Below are 16609 nucleotides of genomic sequence, written 5' to 3' on the forward strand. Positions count from 1 at the left end.
TGTCTCTCTACTCGTCCTCGTCGGTGTCGGCGAGTGTAAACGCCGACAGGTCATCGTGGAGGTCATCAGAGAGGGTGTCGATCGTCTCGGAGACGCGCTTGACGTTGTCGACGTTCTCGGTCTGTTGATCGACCTCAGTCGAGATGTCAGTCATGTGGTCGTCGACTTGCCGGCTCTGGTCGGCGACCGCTTCGACGGTGGTTTTGACTGTCTGTGCGTTCTCGGCCTGATCGTCGGTCGCATCGGCGATCTGGACGATCCCTGTCTCGGTTTCCTCGATAGCTGTATCTATCTCCGCGATGTGGTCGACAACGTCCCCGACGGCGTCGGCACCGGCTTCGATCTCCGCACTACTGTGTTCGATCGCCGCCGTCGTCGATTCGATATCCGTACGGAGCGAGTCGAGTGTTTCCGAAATCTCTTCGACTGCGGTTTTCGACTCCTCGGCGAGCGTCTTTATTTCGTCGGCGACGACGCCAAAGCCGTCGCCGTCGCCATCGGTGTGTGCGGCCTCGATGTTGGCGTTTAACGCCAGCAAATTCGTCTCCTCGGCGATATCAGCGATCATCTCGGTCATCTCCTCGATGTTTTCCATCTGCGCTTCGAGGTTACTGACGTGGTCGAGGTTCTCTTCGGCGCTATCGACCGCGGCGTCCATCCGGTTTACTGCGGTCTCTGCCGATTCGGTCCCCGTATCAGCCAGCGAGCGAGCCTGTGAGGCCTGCTCGGAGATCTTCTGTGTGGTCGCGGTTATCTCCTCGATAGACGCCGAAAGGTCCGTTGCAGACTGCTCGGCCGCTGCAGCGGTATCGACCTGTTCGCTGACCGTCGCCGCGGCGTCGGTACTGTAGTCGTCGATGCGAGCGGCCGCGTTCTCGGTCTCAGTGGCGGCGGTTCCGAGACGGGTGCTGAGGGTGTCGAGCTGGGCGGCACCGCGCTCGACATCGGCTAGCATGTCGTTGGTGCTGTCGACCGCGACACCGAGGTTGTCGGCCATCGAGTCGAACACCTCGTAGACGGCAGTGATGTCCTCGAAATCGGCGTCGGGTTCGGGGACCGACGGATCGATAGCGTAATTCCCGCGGCTGAGTGCGGCGAGCCACTCCCCGAACTCCTCGGCGACATCCGACTGGTAGGCGCGCAACTGTTCGAGTTGTGCCTCCCGGCGCTGGGCGCTGACACGCTCGGAGACATCACGGTTGATCTCGATCCCGCCGACCAGCGTGCCGGTATCGTCGAACAACGGGTAGAGATACCGCTCGACCGAAATCGTCTCACCGTCGTCGGTGACGATCTCCTGGTCAAGCCCACACAGGGGTTCGCCCGTATCGAGTACCTTCCGCATCGCCGTGTTGTCGGCGTTATCGTACTCGAACAGGTTCGTGTCCATGAGTTCACCGACAGTCCTGTCGAAGAGCTCGCGACAGCCACTGTTCGAGTAGACGAACCGTCCATCGGCGTCCACGACAAAGATCGGATCTGGGGAGAAGCGGAGATAGCTACACAACAGCGCATCTGCTTCGGCTGTCTCGAACGGAGAGTCGATCGCCTTCTCGACCTCCTCATCACTATCAACCAAACAGCCATCCCGGCTGTCCCACTGTCTGTGGGGGGAAGACTCCCCGGCTGAGTCGGACTCATCAGCACTGACGGTCGAGAACAGGTTTATCATGTGACCTGTAATCAAACTACGCAAGCATAAATGACTCGCAATCGCAACAATTGCCGTTTCGATCCCGACACAGTTATCTGAATAGGTGTTCAATTACTCATCCATGAGCTCCCAAACGGACCGACTCGAACGACTCATCACCGAAGAAAACGGTGGGTGTTGTGAAGCCGACGTTGAAGACCGGCTCGATTCGTTACGCTCGTACCAATCAACGGCTCCGGAAAGCCCCGACGCCGATCTCACGGCGCTCAAAACCCTCGGGAACGAAACACGGTACAACATCGTCCGGTTGCTGAACGCCGCGGATCGAGAAGTATGTGTCTGTGAGATCAATCCCGTCTTCGAGGTCAGTGACAGTGCGATCAGTCACGCGCTCTCAGATCTCTACGACGCCGGACTCGTCACGCGGCGCAAGGACGGAACGTGGAGGTACTACGAGACGACTCTACGGGCCGAGGCGCTTCTGGCTGCCCTCGACGAAACGCAAGGGAACGACCGATGACCGACACACCGATTCGTGTGGCGTTCGTGTGCGTCCAGAACGCCGGGCGATCACAGATGTCGACCGCGTACGCCGAGCGCGAGCGGGAACGCCGGGGACTCGAAGCCGACATCGAGATCCTCACCGGTGGGACACGCCCGGCCGAGCACGTTCACAACGTTGTTATCGAAGTGATGCGTGAGGACGGAGTCGACCTCTCGGACCGAACGCCTCGGAAGATCTCGACGGCCGAACTCGAATCGTGTGAGTACGTCGCGACCATGGGTTGTTCGACGCTCGAACTCGACGCGGCTAGCGATGTCGACATCCGCGACTGGGCGCTTGCTGATCCTGATGGTACCGACCTCGACCGCGTCCGGGAGATCCGCGACGAGATTCGAGACCGTGTGAGTGCGCTTTTCGATGAAATCGAGCAAGAGGTCCCGGGAGATGCCTGAAATGAGCGCCGTCTCGACGGAGTCGACCCGTGACACACAGACCACGGGACAACACCACTGTCTAGTACTACCCGAGCGTCGGGAGGGCTCCGATGAGTAACGCCGAGGCCCACGAGCACGGCCCGAGCTGTGACTGTGAGAGTTGTGGCGATCCACGGTCGATGGATTTTCTCGATAAGTACCTCACTGTCTGGATTCTCGGTGCGATGGCTGTCGGTGTCGGGCTCGGATTCGTTGCTCCCTCGGTGACCCAACCGATTCAGGACTTTCATCTCGTCGAGATCGGCCTCATCGCGATGATGTACCCGCCGCTGGCGAAGGCCGATTACTCACAACTCCGAACCGTCTTCAGCAACTGGCGCGTTCTGGGGTTGAGCCTCGTCCAGAACTGGCTGATCGGGCCGACACTCATGTTCGGGCTGGCGGTGGTTTTCTTCAGCGGACTCGTCCCTGGGCTCCCTGCCCGTCCCGAGTTCTTCCTCGGCCTCGTCTTCATCGGGATGGCCCGCTGTATCGCGATGGTCCTCGTCTGGAACGAACTCGCAGAGGGGTCGACCGAATACGTCACCGGCTTGGTCGCGTTCAACAGCCTCTTCCAGATCATCACGTACGGTGTCTACGTCTGGTTCTTCGGGCTGTTTCTGCCGCCGCTGCTCGGGATGGAGACGCTCGTCGCCGGCATCGAGACGTTCAACGTGACGCCGATGCAGGTGGTCCGGGCCATCGTGATCTTCCTCGGTATCCCGTTCCTCGGCGGATTCCTCACACGGTACGTCAGCATCCGAGCCAAAGGCGAGGAGTGGTATGACCAGGTGGTGATCCCGAAGATCGATCCACTGACCCTCGTTGCACTGCTGTTCACCGTCGTCGTGATGTTCGCCACCCAGGGGGAGAACATCGTCGCCGCACCCGGTGACGTCCTCCTGATCGCCGTCCCGTTGACGATCTACTTTGTCGTGATGTTCCTCGTGAGCTTCGGGATGGGGAAGGGGATCGGCGCGGACTACTCGACGACGACGGCGATCGGCTTCACGGCCGCCTCGAACAACTTCGAACTCGCGATTGCGGTCGCCGTCGCGGTGTTCGGTGTCGGTTCCGGGGTCGCGTTTACCACCGTCGTCGGCCCGCTTATCGAGGTTCCGGTGTTGCTCGCGCTGGTCAACGTCGCACTGTACTTCCAGCGTACGTTCGATTGGAGTGGGGCCACGACCGGGCAGCACACCACGTCAGCTGCCAAGCCACCGGAGGACGATTGAAGACCCGGTTCGCTGACTGTTCAGCCGGACAGGTGTCGCTAACTGCCGCTGATCGTTCGGCCGAATATCGACGATACCGGGAGGGGACGACAACACTCCGTTCAGGCATCGCTTCCCTCGACACCAGTGATCTCGAACCGTGCTCCGCCGGTCGCGCTACTGGTCACCCGGATGTCCCACCCGAAGGTATCGGCGATCTCCTGGACGATATTCAGACCGAATCCAGTGCCACCCTCCGCAGTCGAGTACCCCAGGTCGAACACCCGGTCGTGCTCGTCTTCGGGAACTCCAGGCCCGTCGTCGGCGACGTAGAACCCGTCCGCTATCGCTCCGACTGTGACGGTCACGTCGGTGCCACCGTGTTCGATCGCGTTCCGGAAGAGGTTCTCTAACAGTTGTTGGAGTCGGCTCGGGTTCGCCTGGAGCGTCCGTTCGGTCTCGACGACCAGTGTGGCGTCCGCCGTCGCGACAGTCTGCCAGCAGCCGGTACTCACGGCTGCGAGATCGACCGGTTCCGACTCGGACCCTTGTTTCCCCTCCCGCGCGAGCGCCAGGATATCGTCGATGAGCGCCTCCATCCGGTCGTGGGCGTTGCTCACACCATCGAGGTGTTCACTCGTACACTCCTGTCTGGCCAATTCGAGATGCCCCGTTGCGACGTTCAACGGGTTCCGGAGATCGTGGGAGATGATACTGGCAAACTTGTCGAGGCGCTCGATCTGGCGTCGCAACTCCTGTTCACGTTCGACTCGATCAAGAGCTGCTGTAAGCGCCGTGGCAAGGATCTCGATGACCGTCTTCTCGGATTCGTCGAAGGCGTTTGTGGCTGTCGAAGAAACGATGAACACACCGTGCTCACCCAGCGGATGGATGACCGCACTCCGTGTCGGCGTCACCTCGGCTAACCCGTCGTACTCGCGTGTATCCTCGATAACGAGGTGCTCACCACGTTCGAAGGTATCCCAGACGATCTTCGAGGGCGGGTCAGTGTCGGCCTGCCGGTCGTAGGTGGGCGGTTCGTTCGACCCCTCGCGAACAGCGTCCAGAAACGCGATCGGTTCGAGTCGGTCCGGATCGTCCCCCAACAGGTGACAGCCGCTTAGTTCAGCGCCCAACAGGTCCTGTGCGGTATCGACGGCAACTTGGGCCGTCTCTTCTACCGTCGTGGTTTGCATCAACGTCTCTGTCCGCTGTTGAAGCTGTGTGAGGGCTTGCTCGCGTTCCCGCCGATCGGTGATGTCCCGGCTGTTGGCCACGATCCCACGAACCGCGTCATCGTCGAGGTAATTCGTCCCTCGGATTTCGATCCAGCGCCAGCCCTCGTCGGCTGTTCTGAAGCGGCATTCAGCGGTTACGGTGTTTTTCGGTTCAGCGATCAGGTCGGTAAATTCCTCGAATACCGCCGCTTCATCGTCGGGATGGACGAAGTCGAATCCGTTCTGGCCGATGAGTTCGTCCGTCTTGTAACCCAATATCCGCTCGACTGCGGGACTCTGGTACGTGATCGTACCGTCGTCGTCGAGAACCGTAATGATGTCAGTCGATCCTTCGAGGTAGGCCTCGTACCGCTGTAGTTTGCGTTCCCGCTCCGTGCGCTCGGTGATATCGCGGTCGGAAATGAGCAGTGAGACGACCTCTCCATCGTCGTTAGTGACCGGTCTGATGACGCCCGCGACCGTATACGGGTCGCCGCTTGGTCCTACGAGATCGGCCTCGAACTCCACGTATTCCCCGCCGGCAGCACGTTCGATCCACTCACGGACTTCCCGCTGGATCGCCGCCGAATGATCGAACCACGGTGTCGTCGGGAACGGCGTCCCGATAATCTCCGCACGCGTCGCAGCGACATACTCCATCGCCGTCTGATTGATATCGATGACCGTCCCATCGATATCGATCAATCCGACGAGGATGTTCGGATCGTTGAATATTGATTGGTAGCGGCGCTCCTTCCGTCGGAGTCGGTGTTCCCGCTCTTTCTTGACAGTCACGTCCTGTTGAAAGCCGACCCAGTTGGTTATCTCACCGTCGCCACTCCGAACTGGCGCGATCGAGACACGGTTCCAGAAATCGGTCCCGTCGGAGCGATAGTTCCGCAGTTCGACAGTTACCGGTTCACCCGCATCGATCGCCGTCCGCATCTCCGTCACTGGCTCACGAGCAGTCTGTTCACCCTGCAGAAACCGGCAGTTCCGTCCGAGAACCTCCGCCTCGGTGTAGCCCGTTATGTGTTCGAACTGTTCGTTCGCGTATACGATCGGGTTATCGTCGCGGGACGGGTCCGAAATCGTGATCCCGACCGGAGATTCGTTTATTGCCCGGTCTTTGAGTCCGAGTTCTTTCTCGCGCTCTCTCCGATCCGTGATATCGCTGAACTGTGAGAAGATCGCCACAATCTCCCCGGCGTCGTCGGTGACAACCCGGTTATGCCATTCACAGACGATCCGCTCACCGTCCTTGCGGACGTTCTCGTTGATACTGTGATACCCGTCTTCGGCCGCTAAGAGGTCCGAAACGATATCTGCGACCTGCTCGCGGTCGGGTTCTGGAACGAGCCGTTCCCACGACTCACCCACCAGATCGTCCTCGGTATACCCGAGGATTTCTTCGGCTCGCTCGTTGATGCGGACAACTTCGAACGCCTCGTTCCATTCGATGACGCCAAGCGGTGATTGATCGAAAAACAGCGACAATCGCTTGCGGCTGGCTTCGATCTCGTGTTTCGACCGGTATTGTTCGACAGCGTTTGCGATCCGGTTTGCGAGGACCGTATACTGACTGGTACCGGTCTCTTTTTGGAGGTAATCCGTCACGCCGGCGGAGATCGCTTCGCTGGCGACTTCCTCGCTTCCTTTGCCGGTATAGAGAATAAACGGCAGATCCGGATACTCCGCACGGATGGTTTCGAGGAAGGCGATTCCGTCCTGTCCCGGCATCTCGTAATCAGAGACGATACAGTCGAACTCCTCGTCAGCGAGCCGTTCTAGCCCCTCGCCGGCACTCGGAGCCGTCTCGACAGCGAACCGTTCGTCCGCGTTCTCGACGAACGTCGCAGCCAGATCAGCGAGGTCCGGATCGTCGTCAACGTGAAGCACACGTATCTGTGTACTCTCCAACCCAACGGCGGGAGCCTCCACGGAGTCAGTCATACTGCAGATACGCTTGAGGAGCGCAAAAGGCATTTGGGAAAAGTTCACACAACGGAATCCGGGATCGTATCCCGAAGACCTGTCAGCGCACACGACAGCGAACCGGACGTTCCAGCGATAGTACCCAGTGAAGGAGGGTATCACAGAACGATCCAGAAGACGGGGTTTTCACCCGAAATCCGGTGAACAGGCCGTAGAAAGAGTATGCGCACTTACGATTACGTGGATGCGCCTCGCTCCGAGGACTCGCAGAGTGCGATACGTGCCTCGTCGGCAGTGACGCTAATTATGACGACTTCCAAACCGTGTCGAGTAGCGATGTTCCGTATGCTTTCCGGGGCATTTTCTGGGTCGGTTTCCACAGCACTACGCCCCGGTAGCGCGAGAATCCGTATCCAAAGTGGTTGGTTCTCGTGTTTCAATCCCCCCTCGCGTGGGATTTTCCCGGATACCCACTCACCGGACAGTCCCGGAACGGCCGTAGTGCCGCTATCGAACTCGAATCCAGGATAGCCCGCCGCTTCGAGTTCTCGTCTCACACGTTCCCAATCGATCATTAGTCGGTTACTCGAACGAGACCGATATAAAATCTCATCTGTACACAACGATCCTCAACTGAGTCACAAGAATACTCTCCATCCATCAGGGACAGTGTCGCTTCGAACAGCGATGAGACGGTCTGTTCTTCCGCGTGGCCGGTGAGAACATTCCGAGAACTACATCGTAAATAATTGGTCGTTCCTGACTGACTGCTTCTGAGTTTGTGAGGGTCCGTCAGCCAATACAGAGATTCAGTGACTATTAACCAGTATCAAAGTGTATCTAAAGAGCGAATGAAGCCATATTCTACAATAGTAGAGTGAATCCCACAATATTCTCGATTTTCTTGGATTTTGAGTTCAAAGTTGGTGAGTTGTAATTCTATTTGAGGTTGTTCTGATCTCAATTCGTCGTAATTCTTATTTTTTCTATATGGGTGGGAAGAGACACAGCCGAAGGATCGTCCTGCGTCGTTCGCAGTGGACTCGGAAGTGGCTCCTCTGTGAGGGGATCGAAACAATCGGATCGATTTCCAAACCGGTCACGCTGTTGCCGTTCGGTCGAGTATGGATTGGTCTTCACTGGCTACGTTAGCTGTGAGGCGAGGCGGTTGGCTGGGTGATCGTCAGGAATCCACCGATATCATTCCTTTCAGGACGGTCGGCTCCATCGCTCGGTGGAAGGCGTCGTCGATCTCTTCGAGCGACGTTTCGAAGTCGATGATGCCCTCGACATCGACCACGCCGTCTGCGAGCAGTTCGACGGCCGCGTCGTACGTGTTCTTGTACCGGAAAGAGCCGCGGACATCGATCTCGTTGTCGATGAGCGCCAACACGTCGAGCGGGACCGTGGCTTCGTCGGCCAGTCCCACGAGGACGACGGTCCCACCACGCCGGACGGTATCGACCGTCGACTGGATGGACGAGTCGGCTCCGGAGGCTTCGACGACAACGTCCGCACCGACGCCGTCGGTGTACTCGTCGACGGCTGTTTCGATGTCCGTCTCGGTGACATCGATAGTGAGATCGGCGCCACGTTCCTCGGCGACGGCCAGTTTCTCGGCGACGACATCGGTGACGACGATGTCTGTCGCACCGGCGGCGCGGGCGGCCTCCATCACCATCAGCCCGATCGGACCGGCCCCGGTGACCAGTACCGTATCGCCCGTGCCGACGTTCCCCCGACGGCAGGCATGGATACCGACCGAGAGCGGTTCACAGAGGGCTCCTTCGGCGGTGGAGACGGAATCGGGCAGTTTGTACGCGAAATCTGCCGGCCACGCGACGTATTCGGTAAACGCGCCGTCGTGAGGTGGCGTCGCCATGAACGTAACGTCTTCACAGAGATGGTACTCGCCCCGTTTGCAGTGGGGACAACGGCGACAGGGGACGCCGGGTTCGAGGGCGACCCGGTCACCGACATCCAGCCCCGTGACGTTCTCGCCGGTCTCGACGACTTCCCCGGCGCTCTCGTGACCGAGGACCAGCGGCTCCTCGACGACGTAGTCGCCGATACGACCGTGCTCGTAGTAGTGGACGTCCGACCCACAGATACCGACATCGTGGACGGCGACGAGGACGTCCTCGGGACCCGGTGACGGTCTGGGGCGGTCTTCGAGTTCGAACTCCGTAGGCTCGACTAAGACGGCAGTACGCATAGTCGGGAGCACGTCTTACGGCCACAAAAATACACGGGGTCACCACTCGGCGATGCTGCCGTCCTCGTGGTGCCACACCGGATTGTACCAGTTGACATCCGACTGGGCTTTCTCCCGGACGTACGCTTCGTCGATTTCGATCCCGAGCCCGGGACCAGTCGGCCGTTCGACGTACCCGTTGTCGAACTCGAAGAGCTCGGGGTCTTCGAGCAGCGCCAACCGCTGACTCGACTCGGGGTCGTGGAGTGTGAGGTCCTGTTCCTGCATGACGACGTTCTGGGACGTGAAGCCGACCTGCAAACTGGCGGCGAACGCGACGGGACCGAGCGGGCAGTGTGGGACCACGGCCACGTCGAAGGTCTCCGCCAGCGAAGCGACCTTTCGCAGCTCGCTGATGCCACCGACGTGTGTGACATCCGGCTGGATGACGGAGACGGCGTCGTCGACAAGGAGCGATTTGAAGTCGTATCGGGAGTAGTGCCGTTCCCCGGTCGAAAGGGGGATGCTGGTCTGCTCGTTGAGCGTGCCGTATGCCTCGCCGTGTTCGGGTGTCAACGGCTGATCGACGAACATCAAGTTGTACGACTCCAACCGTCGGAGCAGTTCCATCGCCATCGGCTTCGAGACGCGGCCGTGGAAATCCACACCGACGAACGCGTCGCTCCCGACTGCCCCCCTGAGTGCGGCGATCCGATCGACGACTCGATCGACAGCCGCAGTCGTCTCGATCGGCCGGAACTCCCGGGGGTTGTTGAGCTTGAACGCGCGATAGCCCCGTGCGTGGTCCTGTTTCGCGGATTCGGCGATCTTGTCGGGCTGGGACCCACCGATCCACTGATAGACGAGCATCCGGTCGCGGACGTGGCCGCCAAGCAGGTCGTGGATCGGGGTATCGTAGTGGCGCCCCTTGATGTCCCACAACGCCTGGTCGATGCCGGCGAGCGCGCTCATCAGGATCGGCCCGCCCCGGAAGTAGCCGCTCTGGTAGAGCTTCCGCCAGTGATACTCCGTCCGAAGCGCGTCCATCCCCAACAGATACCCCTCGACGAGTTCCGAGACGGCTGCCCGAACCGTCTCCAGTCGCCCCTGGATGATCGGCTCGCCCCAGCCGACGACTCCCTCGTCGGTCTCCAACTTGAGCAGTAACCACCGGGGCGGGATGGCGAACAGTTCGTAATCGGTGATTTGCATGCATCCCACATCGGACAGTACACACTTGAAACAGCAGGTCAGCGACGCGGTCACTGGCACGCCAGTGTGTGGTTTTATAATCGTGGAAATCGCTACCACGACTGTTAGCATGAGTCTACTCGAGAGTTTCTCCCTCGACGGAGAGACGGCTATCGTCACCGGCGCAGCGCAGGGACTCGGGAAGCAGATGGCCAGCGGCCTCGCCGAGATGGGTGCCGACGTCGCTATCGCCGACGTAAACGAGGAGAAAGCCCAGCGAACAGCGGCCGAACTCGACGGCGAAACCGAAGTCATCGCGACCGAGGTGGATGTCACCGACGAAGCGTCCGTCCAAGCGATGGTCGACGACGTGACCGATCGCCTGGGTCCGATCGACGTGCTCGTCAACAACGCGGGCATCGTCGAGAACTCGCCGGCCGAGGAGACGAACATCGACTCCTGGCGACGTGTCGTCGCCGTCAACCTCGACGGGGTCTTCCTCTGTGCCAAACACGTCGGCCAGCAGATGCTCGACCGGGGGGAGGGCCGCATCGTCAACATCTCGTCGATGTCCGGCTTCGACGTCAACGTCCCACAGAAGCAAGCGAGTTACAACACCACGAAAGCCGGGGTCAGGATGTTGACCCAGTCACTGGCCGTCGAGTGGGGGGACCGCGGCGTCCGGGTCAACGCCGTCGCGCCGGGGTACATGCGCACGGAACTCGTCGACGAGGTGCTGGCAGAGAACCCAGAGATGGAGGAGACCTGGCTGGAGAACACGCCGATCGGACGGCTCGGCCGGCCGGAGGAACTCAAGGAACTCGTCGTCTACCTCGCGTCGGACGCTTCCTCGTACATGACCGGCTCGACCGTCGTCATGGACGGTGGGTACACCTCGCGGTAACGGATCGGGCAGTACGTTTCGACAGGGAGAACAGCCCGGCGGGTTACGCCGACGGGAGGTCGGTCAGCCGTGCTTTCGCACGCTCCCACCCGTCGGTGTCGGTCGGTTCGTACCGCGTCGTCTCGAAGGCCGACTCGACGAGTCGGCGACCCGCCGCGAGATCAGGCACGGTGTCGACGGCGAGTGCCTGGGTCAGGAGGTTCCCGATGGCTGTCGCCTCGACCGGCCCGGCGACGACCGGAAGACCGGTCGCGTCGGCGAGCAGCCGACAGAACAGTTCGTTCCGGACGCCACCGCCACCGAGGTTGATACTCGACGGTGGATCGTCGACGACGGCGGCGAGTCCCTCCAGTTCCAGCGCCGTCTTCGTCACCAGACTGTCGAGGAGACAGCGGACGATACCGCCCTGGCCAGTCGGGACCGGCTGGTCGGTCCGACGGCAGTACTGCCGGATCTGCTCGGGCATCGGCGCGTCGATACCGAACGCCTCGGCGTCCGGGTCGACGAGCGCGGCCCGCGGGGCGGCGTTGCGGGCCGCCGACAGCAGGTGGTCGTACGCGACCGGGTCGCCGGCCTCCCGCCACGCCTCGCGGCACTCTTCGAGCAGGAAGAATCCGTTGACGTTCTGCAGGAGGCGAACGGTCCCGTCGACGCCGAGTTCGTTCGAGACGGCGTGTTCGAAGCCCGCGTCGGAGCGGATCGGCTCGTCACGTTCGACGCCGAGGATGAACCACGATCCAGTGTTGAGGAAGGCGGCGTTCCCGTCCAGCGGGAGGCCCGCGACGGCCGCCGCCGTGTCGTGGCTCGCCGGCGTGACGAGTTCGGGCGCACCCGGCACCCGCTGGGCCACGTCGTCAGCGATCGGTCCCAGTCGCTGACCGGGTTCCTCAAGCGGCGGGAGGATCTCCGTCGGCAGCGACAGCTCCTCGAGCAGGCCCGTCGCCCACGACCGCTCGCTCGGGTCGACCATCTGGGTGGTCGAGGCTACCGTCACCTCGCCGGCTTGTCGGCCGCCGAGCAGCGTCGTCAGGAGCTGGGGCATCATCAGCAGACTGTCGGCCCGTTCGAGCAGTTCCGGTTCGCGCTCGGCGAGTGTGTGGAGTTGCCAGAGCGTGTTCGGCGTGTTCCAGTTGGTGATGCCGGTCGCCTCGAAGAGCCGGCGTTTGCCGACCGCGTCGAACAGCTCCTCCCGGGTCGCCGTCGCGTCCGGGTCCCGGTAGGAGACCGGATCTCGGAGGACCGCACCGTCCGAGAGGAGGCCGAAGTCGAGCCCCCACGTGTCGACGCCGACGGTATCGAGACCGTCTGCCTGTTCGGCCGCGATCTCGATACCCTCGACGATCCGCTCACGGAGCGCCGAGAGGTCCCAGACGTACCGGCCGTCCCGTTCGACCGGGCGGTTGTCGAACCGGTGGACCTCCTTGACATCGAAGGCAGTCGGCGTCACGCTCCCGAGATACACGGTGCCGCCGCTGGCACCGATATCGATGGCGACGTGGTTCATGGGGTCACTGTCCGTAGCTGTCGAGTTTCCCGCGGAGCCGATCGATCTCTTCGTCGGGCAGGATCTCCGGCTCACCGATCGCACACGCCTGGTGGTGGATGCGCGCACAGTACTCGACCATCAGCGCCACGGTGTAGGCGTCCTCAAGCGAGTCGTCGGCGGTCAACACGCCGTGGTTGCGCAGGAGCGTCGCGTTGTACGAGTCACCGAGGGCCTCGACGGCTGCGTCGCCGAGGGCCTGGGTCGCGTGTGTCTCGTACTCGGCGACGGGCACCTCTGTTCCGGTAAAGGCGAGCAGGTAGTGTGAGGCCGGAATCGCCTCGCCGAGCGAGGCGAACGTCGTCGCGTACGGCGAGTGAGTGTGGACGACGCCCCCGACATCCGGTCGCTGTTCGTACACTTCCAGGTGCATCGGAAGTTCGGTCGACGGGTCGATCTCCCCCTCGACGACGGTGCCGTCGGTACGGACGACTGGCACGTCCGAAGGGGCGATCTCCTCGTAGGGGACTCCGGAGGGGCTGATCGCGATATGGTCCTCGTCGAGGCGGGCACTGAGATTTCCGCCGGTCCCGGTCGTCAGGTCGTCTTCGAGCAGGCTCCGTCCGTACTCGCAAATCGCGTTACGTGTGTCGTAATGGGGAATGTTCTGTGTCATCGGGGTTGTTTTTGATCGGATAGTTGCTGTGTGGGCGTGACTGCCCGTCGGGGCTCAGTCCGCGGAGCTCTCGGCGGTCTGAATGCCTTCTTCGAGGGCGAACTCGATATCGGCGTCGAGTTTCCGCTGGTGGATCGTCACACCGGTGTTCGCGTCGAAGAGATGGATGTCTTCGTCGGGGATCTCGATGTAGACCTCCGCCCCTTCCTTGATGAGGCGTTGGCCGTCCGTCTCGACGATGAACGTCTGTTCGCGGTCTTGCTGGACCGCACGCAGGTAGACGTACGAGATACTCCCCATCGGTTCCACGACATCGACTTCTGCCACGAACTCGTGGCCGCCGGTGGGTTCGTCGTGGAGCACGATGTCTTCCGGTCTGGCACCCAGCACGAGGGAACTCCGGTCGTCGACCGAGGTCTGCATCCGCTCGGTCAGGTCGAAGTCGAAGCCGTCGGCCCGCAGGGTCCCGCCTTCGACGTGCCCCTCGAAGAAGTTCATCGACGGGGACCCGAGGAACCCGGCGACGAACTGGTTGGCCGGCCGGTAGAAACACTCCAGTGGCGTCCCGATCTGCTGGAGTTCGCCGTAGTTGAGGACGACGAGTCGGTCACCCATCGTCATCGCCTCCGTCTGGTCGTGGGTGACGTAGAGAGTGGTGACATCCAACTCGCTCTGGAGGCGGTTGATCTCGGTGCGCATCTCCGCCCGGAGTTTCGCGTCGAGGTTCGAGAGCGGTTCGTCCATCAGGAAGACGTTCGGGTCCCGAACGATGGCACGGCCCAGCGCCACGCGCTGTTGCTGGCCACCGGAGAGTTGCCCCGGGCGGTCCTCCAGTAACTCGCCGATGTCCATCATCTCGGCCGCGTTGGTGACCGTCTCCTCGATCTCGTCGTCGGACAGCTCCGTCGACATCTTCAGACCGAAGGACATGTTCTCCTCGACGGTCATGTTCGGGTACAGCGCGTAGTTCTGGAACACCATGGCGATGTCGCGCGCACGCGGCCCGAGTTGGTTGACGACGGTATCGCCGATCTTCACGTCGCCCTCGCTCTGTGTTTCCAGTCCCGCGACGATCCGCATGAGCGTCGATTTCCCGCTGCCGGACGGGCCGACGAAGACGACGAACTCGCCGTCTCTGATGTCCAGGGAGACGTCATCGACTGCGACGACTGACTCGTCTCCCTCTCCGAACCGTTTCGTGACATCGTCTACCGTGATTTTAGCCATTATGTTGCCTCCGTTGTGCGGCTGTTTCCCGCCGCCGCAGGGGCGTGGTTCGCGAGCAGTGCGTGTTCTCGACCGGCAGTCGTGCTCATTCTTTGATCACCACACCGAAGCTGAGTCCGGCGGCGAGATACTTGTTGACCGCCACGAGGAAGACGACGACGGGAACGATCATCGCCGTCGAGGCGGCCGCCAGCAGCGACCACTCGATGGATCGAGAGCCGATGAAGGAGTAGACGAACAGCGTCACCGGCACCGCTTCGAAGCTCGTCAACACGAGGCCGAACAGCAACTCGATCCAGGCGAAAATGAAGCTGATGATGGCCACCGAGAAGATACCCGGTTTCGCTGCGGGCAGGACCACCTTCCGGAAGCCCTGGAACTGCGTCGCGCCGTCGACGCGGGCGGCCTCCTCTAAGGTCTCGGGGATGCCGTCGAAGAAGGCCTTCATCACCCAGACGACCAGCGAGAGGTTGATGCTGACGTACATCAGCACCATCCCGATCCGGGTGTCGAAGAGGTTCAGCGCCCGGAAGATGACGAAAAACGGGATGACGACGGCGATGGGCGGGAGCATCCGCGAGGAGAGAATCCACACGAGCACGTCCCGCTCCATAGGGATGTCGTACCGCGAGAGCACGTACGCCGCGGGCACGCCGATCAACAGGACGATGACAACCGACGCCGACACCATCAACACGCTGTTGGCGAAGGCGGCGACGAAATCGGACTGCTGGATCAACTGGATGTAGTTGTACACCGTCGGCAGGAAGATCCAGTCCGGCGGCAGCGAGTTTGCCTGTCCCGGCGGCTTCAACGACATCGAGACGAGCCAGTACAGCGGGAACAACACGACAAAGGACCATCCCAGGAGGATCGTGTGGCGAACGACCGTGACGAGGGTCTCCTTCGTCCCCTTGTCGAGTCGCTGCGAGCCGATCGCGGCGTCGGGATCGGAGGTCGCCATCAGTCCCACACCCCCTCGAAGCCGACCTTCGCGATGATGATGTTACAGAGTGCCACCACGAGCACGAGGTAGACGATGGCGATCGCCGCGGCTACGCCCAGTTGGTTGTTGATGAACATCTGTTCGTAGATGTTGATACTCACGAGCTGGGTCGCCGTCCCCGGACCGCCGTTGGTCAGCCCGTAGACGACGCCGAAGGTACGGAACAGGTCGATGAGCCGGATGAGGGTGGCGACGAACACCACGGGCTTCATGTACGGGATGATGACGTGGACGTAGCGGCGCCACAGCGGCGCGCCGTCGACGCGGGACGCTTCGACCAACGTATCCGGCACCGACGAGAGGCCGGCGTAGAAGATGATGAACATGAACGGCGTCCAGTTCCACGTGTCCAGCAGGATCACCGTCAACAGCGGCACTTCCGAGAGGAAGTTCGGCGCCGCAAGCGGCGTCGCGGTCTCGATGACGTACGGGATGATGCCGATCTCGCTGTTGAGCATGATCCTACCGATGGTCGCCAGCGAGACCGGTGCGACGGCCATCGGGATGATGAACAGCACCCGGTAGAACGACTTCGCTTTCCCGGAGTCGACGCCGGCGACGAGTGCTGCGAGGACGAACCCGAGCGCAGTCTCTAGGGCCAGCGCGCTGACGACGACGGTGATCGTGATGACGAACGAGTGGAACGCGCCGCCGCGGGTAAACGCCGTCTCGAAGTTCTGGAACCCGACGAACTCCGCCTCGAAGACGTTGAACGTCGGCTCGGCGATCACGCTGAGATAGAGGTCGTAGGCACCGGGGAAGAAGGTGATCATCACCATCACCAGCACCATCGGTGCCATGAACCAGTACGGGAGATAGTCGTTCCAAAGGTCCCGGACTCTGCCGAGAGCCGTCTGGTTTGCCGTTTCTGTTTGCGTTGGTGTGCTCATGTGTTTCGAAGTGGGTTCATGATGCTGGCTCGGTGTGACA

At 61.4% G+C, this 16609-nt stretch carries 13 protein-coding genes; 4 read left to right on the forward strand and 9 right to left on the reverse strand.

Features of this window, described 5'->3' with window-relative positions; translation table 11 throughout:
* Window positions 1-7: 7 nt before the first annotated feature.
* Entirely contained in the window at window positions 8-1579 is a 1572-nt protein-coding gene (locus tag VJ109_RS16120) for a methyl-accepting chemotaxis protein (protein WP_324760760.1), read from the reverse strand.
* Window positions 1580-1775: 196 nt separating this feature from the next.
* Here VJ109_RS16120 and VJ109_RS16125 point away from each other — a divergent pair, with 196 nt between their 5' ends.
* The 3 genes from VJ109_RS16125 to arsB all read left to right on the forward strand — a co-directional run bounded on the left by VJ109_RS16125 (window position 1776) and on the right by arsB (window position 3867).
* The gene (locus VJ109_RS16125) at window positions 1776-2174 is read left to right on the forward strand and encodes an ArsR/SmtB family transcription factor (protein WP_324760761.1); all 399 of its coding nucleotides are present in this window, start codon (window positions 1776-1778) and stop codon (window positions 2172-2174) included.
* Window positions 2171-2611, forward strand: coding sequence for an arsenate-mycothiol transferase ArsC (locus VJ109_RS16130; protein ID WP_324760762.1), 441 nt, complete (start codon window positions 2171-2173; stop codon window positions 2609-2611). Before VJ109_RS16125 ends, VJ109_RS16130 begins: the two co-directional genes overlap by 4 nt.
* 92 nt (window positions 2612-2703) lie before the next feature.
* Window positions 2704-3867, forward strand: coding sequence for an ACR3 family arsenite efflux transporter (arsB, locus tag VJ109_RS16135; protein ID WP_324760763.1), 1164 nt, complete (start codon window positions 2704-2706; stop codon window positions 3865-3867).
* A gap of 101 nt (window positions 3868-3968) precedes the next feature.
* Here the strand turns inward: arsB and VJ109_RS16140 are convergent, their stop codons facing one another.
* The 3 genes from VJ109_RS16140 to dgoD form a co-directional block, all read right to left on the reverse strand.
* Window positions 3969-7016, reverse strand: a complete 3048-nt coding sequence (locus VJ109_RS16140) for a PAS domain S-box protein (RefSeq protein ID WP_324760764.1) — start codon at window positions 7014-7016, stop codon at window positions 3969-3971.
* A 1165-nt stretch (window positions 7017-8181) separates the two neighbouring features.
* Window positions 8182-9213 carry an NAD(P)-dependent alcohol dehydrogenase gene (locus VJ109_RS16145; RefSeq protein ID WP_324760765.1) on the reverse strand — a complete coding sequence of 344 codons (1032 nt, stop codon included), beginning with the start codon at window positions 9211-9213 and terminating at the stop codon, window positions 8182-8184.
* Between the two features lie 39 nt (window positions 9214-9252).
* Complete coding sequence (gene dgoD, locus VJ109_RS16150; RefSeq protein WP_324760766.1) at window positions 9253-10404, reverse strand: galactonate dehydratase; 1152 nt, start codon at window positions 10402-10404, stop codon at window positions 9253-9255.
* 109 nt (window positions 10405-10513) lie between these two features.
* Between dgoD and VJ109_RS16155 the strand changes: the two genes are divergently transcribed.
* A complete protein-coding gene (locus tag VJ109_RS16155) occupies window positions 10514-11287 on the forward strand; it encodes an SDR family NAD(P)-dependent oxidoreductase (protein WP_324760767.1) in 774 nt (257 codons plus the stop codon).
* A 43-nt stretch (window positions 11288-11330) separates the two neighbouring features.
* Here VJ109_RS16155 and VJ109_RS16160 read toward each other — a convergent pair whose 3' ends face one another.
* From VJ109_RS16160 to VJ109_RS16180, 5 genes are all read right to left on the reverse strand, one after another.
* Complete coding sequence (locus VJ109_RS16160; protein ID WP_324760768.1) at window positions 11331-12791, reverse strand: rhamnulokinase; 1461 nt, start codon at window positions 12789-12791, stop codon at window positions 11331-11333.
* A gap of 4 nt (window positions 12792-12795) precedes the next feature.
* Window positions 12796-13446, reverse strand: a complete 651-nt coding sequence (locus VJ109_RS16165) for a class II aldolase/adducin family protein (protein ID WP_324760769.1) — start codon at window positions 13444-13446, stop codon at window positions 12796-12798.
* Window positions 13447-13500: 54 nt separating this feature from the next.
* Window positions 13501-14673 (reverse strand): ABC transporter ATP-binding protein, encoded by a 1173-nt coding sequence (locus VJ109_RS16170; protein WP_324760770.1) that lies wholly within the window; start codon window positions 14671-14673, stop codon window positions 13501-13503.
* An 85-nt stretch (window positions 14674-14758) separates the two neighbouring features.
* A complete protein-coding gene (locus tag VJ109_RS16175; RefSeq protein WP_324760771.1) occupies window positions 14759-15637 on the reverse strand; it encodes a carbohydrate ABC transporter permease in 879 nt (292 codons plus the stop codon).
* On the reverse strand, window positions 15637-16569 hold the full coding sequence (locus tag VJ109_RS16180; RefSeq protein ID WP_324760772.1) for a carbohydrate ABC transporter permease: 933 nt from the start codon (window positions 16567-16569) through the stop codon (window positions 15637-15639). The genes VJ109_RS16175 and VJ109_RS16180 overlap by 1 nt, the downstream gene beginning before the upstream one ends.
* Between the last annotated feature and the right edge of the window lie 40 nt (window positions 16570-16609).

The sequence above is a fragment of the Haloarcula montana genome, from assembly GCF_035666295.1.
GTDB lineage: Archaea > Halobacteriota > Halobacteria > Halobacteriales > Haloarculaceae > Haloarcula > Haloarcula montana.

Bases quoted from the DNA above. Each gene is read 5' to 3' on its own strand.
- VJ109_RS16125 (WP_324760761.1), top strand. From the start codon at position 1,776: ATGAGCTCCCAAACGGACCGACTCGAACGACTCATCACCGAAGAAAAC.
- VJ109_RS16130 (WP_324760762.1), top strand. From the start codon at position 2,171: ATGACCGACACACCGATTCGTGTGGCGTTCGTGTGCGTCCAGAACGCC.
- arsB (WP_324760763.1), top strand. From the start codon at position 2,704: ATGAGTAACGCCGAGGCCCACGAGCACGGCCCGAGCTGTGACTGTGAG.
- VJ109_RS16140 (WP_324760764.1), bottom strand. From the start codon at position 7,016: ATGACTGACTCCGTGGAGGCTCCCGCCGTTGGGTTGGAGAGTACACAG.
- VJ109_RS16145 (WP_324760765.1), bottom strand. From the start codon at position 9,213: ATGCGTACTGCCGTCTTAGTCGAGCCTACGGAGTTCGAACTCGAAGAC.
- dgoD (WP_324760766.1), bottom strand. From the start codon at position 10,404: ATGCAAATCACCGATTACGAACTGTTCGCCATCCCGCCCCGGTGGTTA.
- VJ109_RS16155 (WP_324760767.1), top strand. From the start codon at position 10,514: ATGAGTCTACTCGAGAGTTTCTCCCTCGACGGAGAGACGGCTATCGTC.
- VJ109_RS16160 (WP_324760768.1), bottom strand. From the start codon at position 12,791: ATGAACCACGTCGCCATCGATATCGGTGCCAGCGGCGGCACCGTGTAT.
- VJ109_RS16165 (WP_324760769.1), bottom strand. From the start codon at position 13,446: ATGACACAGAACATTCCCCATTACGACACACGTAACGCGATTTGCGAG.
- VJ109_RS16170 (WP_324760770.1), bottom strand. From the start codon at position 14,673: ATGGCTAAAATCACGGTAGACGATGTCACGAAACGGTTCGGAGAGGGA.
- VJ109_RS16175 (WP_324760771.1), bottom strand. From the start codon at position 15,637: ATGGCGACCTCCGATCCCGACGCCGCGATCGGCTCGCAGCGACTCGAC.
- VJ109_RS16180 (WP_324760772.1), bottom strand. From the start codon at position 16,569: ATGAGCACACCAACGCAAACAGAAACGGCAAACCAGACGGCTCTCGGC.